The sequence below is a fragment of the Cytophaga sp. genome (assembly GCF_051961495.1).
Lineage (GTDB): Bacteria > Bacteroidota > Bacteroidia > Cytophagales > Cytophagaceae > Cytophaga.
The window spans coordinates 1-4,844 of record NZ_JBQCDF010000219.1 but is presented as its reverse complement, the minus strand read 5'-3'; the positions used below and the strand labels follow the sequence as shown (position 1 = coordinate 4,844).

Genomic DNA, 4,844 nt, shown 5'->3' with positions numbered 1-4,844 from the left:
GGTAGAGTATTCGCTAACACCATTGGGCAAGTCTATGAAAAAAATGATGGACGAAATTTTAAACTGGGGCACTACTTTCCGCAAAGAAATTGTCGGTAAATAAGTCATTGCACATTTGAGCCGCTGAAGCAATCAGCCCGCACTTGCTGGTGCAAGCATTCTCCTCCAGCTCTTCCGGATTTGCATTCGCCGCGGCGAACGGAAGCCAGATAATCCGCCGCGGCGGAGGATTTGTAATCCGCTATTTATTTTTACTTCCTAAGCAATCCTCGCTGGCGCCAGTCTTAGCGAAGCGGGGACTGGTATCATTTATTTTGTAGTCTTAGACTATATTTATTCTCACCAGCTCTACCGGGTTTACAATCCGCCTTGCACCAGACAAAATACCTCAGCCATAAACCTTAATTGAAAGAAGCCCTGAACTGCAGCGGAGATAAATTCGTTTTTGTTTTGAAAAATTTACTGAACGATTGCGAATGCTCAAAGCCCAGCGCATACGCAATTTCCCTCACTGATAAACTCGTAACAGACAATTTCTCCTTCGCTTTTTCAATCAGTTTATGGTGAATATGCTGCTGCGTGTTCTGACCCGTTAACGACCGGAGCATATCGCTTAAATAACTCGGCGACAGATGCAGCTTATCAGCCAGCGCATGCACCGTCGGGATACCTTGATTCAAGAGGTTTTCATCATCGAAAGCATCATCCAGTATCTCTTCAAGCTTTTGCAGCAGACTGTTGTTTACCGTTTTCCGCGTAAGAAACTGACGTTTATAAAAACGATTGCTGTAATTCAAAAGCAATTCAAGTTGAGAAATAATCACATCCTGACTGAAGTCATCAATCGTGCTGTTCAGCTCCTCATCTATATTTTTAAAAATAGAAATCACCGTTGCTTTTTCTTTCTCTGAAAGATGCAGCGCTTCATTTACAGCATACGAAAAGAAACCATACTGCTTTATTTTTTTTGCCAAAGGATAACCCGCTAAGAAATCAGCATGAAACAACACTGTAAAACCCGAATGGTCCTGGCTCATCTCACCATTCGCGCTTACCTGGTTGGGCGCCTTAAACAACAAACCCCCTTCATCAAAATCATAGTAGCCCTGGCCGTACTTAATCTTTCCCGTAAGTTTCGTTTTATAAGAGATCTTATAAAAACCATGCACAAACGTATCAGGCAGCTTACTTAAGTCAATCGCGTTGTTTTTGTTTTCTACCAGGCTGATCATCGGGTGCAGAGGCTTTGGCAGCCCAAGCAACCGGTGCAGTTCAGACAACGAATCAAATTTCTTTGGTGCAGTATCCTTCTTCTTCATAGTATAAATGTATCAATAATTTTTATGAACCGTGAATCGCCGGCGCAAACATCACCGCTGGCGCAAGCATTCGCTTGTGCTTTTTAATTTAGGCTCTTCTGGATTTATAATCCAATGGCCTCATTTCAAATTGCGTTAAGAAATTTTTCGCCGTGGTTGGTCTTTTCGACCAACCACCCACTGCAATAAGATCATTAGCGCTTCCGGATTTGCATTCGCCGTGGCGAACGGAAGCCTGCATTTCATCTGACATCAGTTATGATCAAAGAACAAACAAAAGCCTACCTGTTCAGCATCCCCATAAACCTTTCAGGATAACGCGTACCCGCCGCTGCACCGGCAGGCATGATCGCATCGAGGCTCTGTAAATCTTCCTGAGTGAGCGTCACCTTTTCAGATGCAATATTCTCTTCCAGGTATTTAATGCGTTTAGTACCCGGTATCGTGATAATATCCTCGCCCTGTGCCAGCACCCATGCAATGGCCAGCTGCGACGGACTGCATCCTTTTTCCGCAGCCAGCGTTTTTATTTTTTCTACCAGCTCCAGATTTTTGTAGAAGTTCTCCCCCTGGAAGCGCGGCATGTGCGCACGGTTATCCGTCAGGTCTTCCGGCTTTTTTAACTCGCCGCTCAAAAAGCCCCGGCTCAAAGGCGAGTAAGCAACCAGGCCAATGCCCAGTTCGCGGATGGCAGGCAGCACCTCCGCTTCAATATCACGTGTCCAGAGCGAGTATTCTATTTGCAGCGCCGTGATTGTATGCGTTGCCGCGGCCTTGCGGATACTGTTGACTGAAGCCTCCGATAAACCAATATACCGCACAATACCTTTGTTTACCAATTCAGCCAGGGCGCCCACAGTTTCCTCAACAGGTACATCCGCATCAATACGTGCGATTGTGTACAGATCAATGTAATCCGTTTTCAGGCGTTGCAGGCTATGCATCACTGCATGGTAGATATAACTCGGGTGGCCGTTCACAGCGCCATAGCCCATGGGCGAAGCCATCATGCCCGTTTTTACCGAAAGGAAAGCCTTGTCGCGCTTGCCTTTAAGCGCCTGGCCTATGAGCATTTCGTTATGACCCGAAAGGTAAAAATCTGCCGTATCTAAAAAATTATGTCCCAGCTCAAGCGCCTGCTCTATGGTAGCGATAGATTCCTTTTCATCGCTTTGTCCGTATGCGCCAGACATGCCCATGCAGCCCAGGCCAATGGCCGAAACCGAAGGGCCATTTTTCCCTAATATTCTGTTCATGATGTGTGAGGTTTAATTCCATCACAAAGCTCACACAAAACGGAATAAAAAAAGTTGCCGGATCAGGGATTGTTGTAGCCAAAAAGAGAATTGTTCTGGTTCGTCTCTAACCGTGTTAGGTCTTTTCAACCACGCTGGCGCAAGCATTCGCTTGTGCCTTTCTTAACATGCTTCTACTGCATGACTTCGATTTTATCGCTATAAAATAACTCCCTTCCGCGAATCATTTTTGATATTTTTTTTGCAATGGTCATGGCTGCATTCATGTGAACAAACAGGCAAAATATGTATAAGCACATAAGAGCCAGTGATAAGTTTATATATAAATCACTGGCAGCAGATACTGTGGTAAGGGCTGTTAATAGAGCTGCAGTAATAAAGAGGAAAAGCAAAATGAATGCGTTCAATGCATAATATTTAACATGTTCCAATACCGGTATTTCCATCACATATTTATTATCATCATCCACATGAATGTATTCGGCCGCCCGGCTGATTGCTTTGTAAGAAATCTTTCCTTTTAATTGTTCGTGCAAACAGAAAATCCGCTCCCTGTTATAACGTTCTACATAATTGATTCCCCGCTGCTGAAAGGATTTTATTTCATCCAGGTCAGCTAATACCTTAGAGCTGTACGAGCCGTCATTGGAATTATAAATATTGGGCATCGTTGTCTTTTTAAACAGGCTCAGTAGGTTTGTAATTTTATCTGAATAATGTAAAAGAATAAATAATATAGTGGCAGTTAAAAGCAGCCCGCTGTTTTGCTTCTGAAGTAAGTCGAGTAGTTTGTTGAACATGTCCATAGTTTTAAAGTTTAATTTTTTAAACGTACGTTTTTACAAAAGTTATGTTAGTATAGTTTACAGTTAAAATGATTACTAATGTTAAAAAGTGTAATAAATCAATTTATTTATATAACAAATAGGTCATTTATTAACCTTTGTATATTTTTTGAACGCCTACGTTAAGATATTTTTGCATTAAAAGATTTATTGTTTTCTGCTGAATTAATAGCCGGCAAGAAATTGAAAAGTTCTTGCCGTTTTTTTAATTGATTCGATCGAATTTATATAAATGTTAACCGACTTATTTTCATGCTCACAAAAAGCACTTACTCCATTTATGATGTATATATTTTAATGCAGGAGAGAAACAATTATTTTATCTGCATACATCCTTATGAGTTTAAATGTTTATCGTTTGTTAATTCTATTATCTCCGGTAAATTAGTTATCGAAAACAGAATCATACCTTTTGAGATTGATGCTTCCGGTATTATCAGTACCTGCAAGGATAGCACCAACTCCATTATTATTGGCAAGTATATCTTCACTTTGTTATAAATTAGAATAATGATTAAGATCATTATTTTTTGAAAACATTCAATACGCTTATTCCTTCAGAGATAAAATACCCATACCCGTCGAAGATTTTTTCCCTCTCATCTATTTATTTCCTCTCATTCATTCACCGTTTCATTTATTGGTATAGCATTTGCATTTACCAGCATCCGCGCGCAGGTACATGTATGCAGGCTGCATAGCCATACCGTATTTGTAGTAGCTGTAGAGCACATATGTTTAACAAAAGTTTAAAAATGATAACCATGTAGAAAACATTCAACAATAAATAAAGTGTCGTGCATGTTGAAAATATGTACCAGATACGAATACAGTACGTTTACTTTTTTGAAAAAACACCAGCTATGTTTTTAGAAAATATTTTTAACGTACACAATGATTTTCCCAATACATCCCTTAAAAATGAATTACATCAAACACCTGAACAAAGTTTTGGAGATCATGAACGATGATCCCCGTTTGTCACCCGCACACATTTCATTATACATGGCATTGTTCCAGCAGTGGAACCACCAGCATTTTAAAATACCAATGGCCGTAAACCGTATTGATATCATGAACGCGGCTAAAATAGGTTCATTTACCACCTATACCAAATACCTCAAGGAACTGCATGAATGGGATTACATCAACTATGCGCCAAGTTTCAATGCGCGTGATTCGCCCATCAGCATGTATAATTTCTGCAACCAGATTCCGGTTGATGCTTCCATTGCTGTCCATCCTACACAAATTGAAGTAGTCACCTACTTCAACGACAACAAGTGGCAGCTTAGTGAAGCCAAAAAATTCTTTTTCTATTACGAGGCCACCGGCTGGCGCACCAAAACCCAGCAACCCATTACAGACTGGAAAGCCGCTGCCCGTAAATGGATCTTAAACCGCGAAACAGTAAACAGCAATGA

7 protein-coding genes are annotated in these 4,844 nt (G+C 41.0%); 3 read left to right on the top strand and 4 right to left on the bottom strand.

The window, feature by feature from the left end; all coding sequences use genetic code 11:
* A partial coding sequence (locus tag ACTHJT_RS12135) for a winged helix-turn-helix transcriptional regulator (RefSeq protein WP_440238522.1) occupies window positions 1-103 on the top strand: 103 nt, incomplete at its 5' end.
* A gap of 298 nt (window positions 104-401) precedes the next feature.
* Here ACTHJT_RS12135 and ACTHJT_RS12130 read toward each other — a convergent pair.
* The 4 genes from ACTHJT_RS12130 to ACTHJT_RS12115 form a co-directional block, all read right to left on the bottom strand.
* Window positions 402-1,319, bottom strand: a complete 918-nt coding sequence (locus ACTHJT_RS12130; protein WP_440238520.1) for a helix-turn-helix domain-containing protein — start codon at window positions 1,317-1,319, stop codon at window positions 402-404.
* Between the two features lie 88 nt (window positions 1,320-1,407).
* A complete protein-coding gene (locus ACTHJT_RS12125) occupies window positions 1,408-1,572 on the bottom strand; it encodes a hypothetical protein (RefSeq protein WP_440238518.1) in 165 nt (54 codons plus the stop codon).
* Window positions 1,573-1,600: 28 nt separating this feature from the next.
* Complete coding sequence (locus ACTHJT_RS12120; RefSeq protein WP_440238516.1) at window positions 1,601-2,575, bottom strand: aldo/keto reductase; 975 nt, start codon at window positions 2,573-2,575, stop codon at window positions 1,601-1,603.
* 173 nt (window positions 2,576-2,748) lie between these two features.
* Window positions 2,749-3,375, bottom strand: a complete 627-nt coding sequence (locus ACTHJT_RS12115) for a hypothetical protein (RefSeq protein ID WP_440238514.1) — start codon at window positions 3,373-3,375, stop codon at window positions 2,749-2,751.
* A gap of 297 nt (window positions 3,376-3,672) precedes the next feature.
* Here ACTHJT_RS12115 and ACTHJT_RS12110 point away from each other — a divergent pair, with 297 nt between their 5' ends.
* Together ACTHJT_RS12110 and ACTHJT_RS12105 are read left to right on the top strand one after the other, a co-directional pair.
* Window positions 3,673-3,921, top strand: a complete 249-nt coding sequence (locus tag ACTHJT_RS12110; protein WP_440238512.1) for a hypothetical protein — start codon at window positions 3,673-3,675, stop codon at window positions 3,919-3,921.
* A gap of 420 nt (window positions 3,922-4,341) precedes the next feature.
* Window positions 4,342-4,844: hypothetical protein (locus ACTHJT_RS12105; RefSeq protein WP_440238510.1), on the top strand; the 503-nt coding region annotated here is incomplete at its 3' end.

What these genes read in the sequence shown, in the direction of transcription:
- ACTHJT_RS12130 (WP_440238520.1), bottom strand. Translation starts at nt 1,319, where the DNA reads ATGAAGAAGAAGGATACTGCACCAAAGAAATTTGATTCGTTGTCTGAA.
- ACTHJT_RS12125 (WP_440238518.1), bottom strand. Translation starts at nt 1,572, where the DNA reads ATGTCAGATGAAATGCAGGCTTCCGTTCGCCACGGCGAATGCAAATCC.
- ACTHJT_RS12120 (WP_440238516.1), bottom strand. Translation starts at nt 2,575, where the DNA reads ATGAACAGAATATTAGGGAAAAATGGCCCTTCGGTTTCGGCCATTGGC.
- ACTHJT_RS12115 (WP_440238514.1), bottom strand. Translation starts at nt 3,375, where the DNA reads ATGTTCAACAAACTACTCGACTTACTTCAGAAGCAAAACAGCGGGCTG.
- ACTHJT_RS12110 (WP_440238512.1), top strand. Translation starts at nt 3,673, where the DNA reads ATGCTCACAAAAAGCACTTACTCCATTTATGATGTATATATTTTAATG.